2 protein-coding genes and 1 pseudogene are annotated in these 1,376 nt (G+C 70.1%); all 3 read left to right on the top strand.

From position 1 onward, the window contains the following. The coding region (gene eutC, locus AC1DOC_RS33740) for an ethanolamine ammonia-lyase subunit EutC (RefSeq protein WP_478131582.1) at positions 1–686 on the top strand (686 nt) is incomplete at its 5' end. Between the two features lie 68 nt (positions 687–754). Next, a complete protein-coding gene (locus AC1DOC_RS33745) occupies positions 755–1,099 on the top strand; it encodes a helix-turn-helix domain-containing protein (protein ID WP_278876003.1) in 345 nt (114 codons plus the stop codon). Then, positions 1,089–1,376 (top strand): annotated as a pseudogene (locus AC1DOC_RS33750) (type II toxin-antitoxin system HipA family toxin); the annotation flags it as partial. The gene AC1DOC_RS33745 and the pseudogene AC1DOC_RS33750, both read left to right, overlap by 11 nt.

The following is a 1,376-nucleotide window of genomic DNA, read 5'->3' on the forward strand; positions in this document are numbered from 1 at the left end:
ACGAGACACTGCGCTTCGGCTGGGCCCATGCGATGGCGCGCGATGCCATTCATGCGGCGCTCGACGTCGATGCACTCGAAGCCACGCTGCAACAACAGCATTGGCAAGTGATGCGGGCGCGCAGCCGCGCCGAAGACCGCACCACCTACCTGCGCCGCCCCGACCTGGGGCGGCAGCTCGACCCCGCGGATGCGCAGCACCTGCGGGCCGCCGCAAAAGGCGATTGCGATGTCTGCCCTGTCATCGGCGACGGCCTCTCCTCGCTCGCGGTGGCGCGCCATGCCGCCCCGCTGCTGGCCGCGCTGCGCGCGCAGCTGCCGCCCGAGACGCGCTTCTCTCCGGTGGTCATCGCCACCCAGGCGCGCGTGGCGCTGGCCGACGAGGTCGGCGAGCTGTTCGGCGCGGCGCTCTCGGTGATGCTGATCGGCGAGCGCCCGGGGCTCAGCTCGCCGGACAGCCTCGGCATCTACCTGACCCATTCGCCGAAGCGCGGCCGCCACGACGCCGAGCGCAACTGCATCTCGAACGTGCGCCCCGAAGGCCTGCTCTGCGAAGCCGCGGCGTTCAAGCTCGCATGGCTGATGCGCGAATCCCTTCGCCGGGGGCTGACCGGCGTCGGGCTCAAGGACGAGAGCGATCTTGCGGTGCTCGAGCCGGGCCGTCCGGCAACGACCCTGCCTGGCTGACCGCAGCTTTGCGGTGACCAAAATAGTCAATACAATGGTTATTAACTCGCTTAATAGCCATTTTATTGATGCCAAGAAGCAGCAACAGCCTTTCCGCCCTGCCCCAGCAGACCGCTGAGCCCCTGAGGAATCTCGGCCTGCGCCTTCGTGCGCACCGGGTGCATCGCGGCTGGACGATCGCGGAAATGGCCGAGCGCCTGCTGTGCTCGCCCACCACCCTGCGCTCGCTCGAATCGGGCAAGCCCGCCACCAGCATCGGCTTGCTGGCCCACGCGCTGTGGCTGTTCGGCGAGATCGATTCGCTCGACGTGTTGGCTCCCGCACCCGCGGGCCTGGCCGCCAGGCGCCGCGTCCGCAGGTCGGCTGCACGCGGGCCCGCCGGCGTGATCGCGGAGGACGAGCGTGATTTCTGACGAGGCCGGGGACGAACGGCGCATCTACGTCGGGCTCGCGCGCCACACGGGCGACGAGGTGCAGCCGGCCGGCCTGATGAAGCTCGTGCGGCGCGGCGTCGTGGAATCGGGCGAATTCGCCTATGGCCGGCGCTACCTCCAGGACCCCGCGGCCCTGCCGCTCAACCCCGAGCAACTGCCGCTGCGCGATGCCGCTTTCACATTGCCGGAGCGGCGCATCCGCGAGGGTGGCGCCATGCCGCTCACGCTGCGCGACGCCCTGCCCGACAGCTGGGGG

It is taken from the genome of Variovorax sp. 01T439_2, assembly GCF_056398445.1.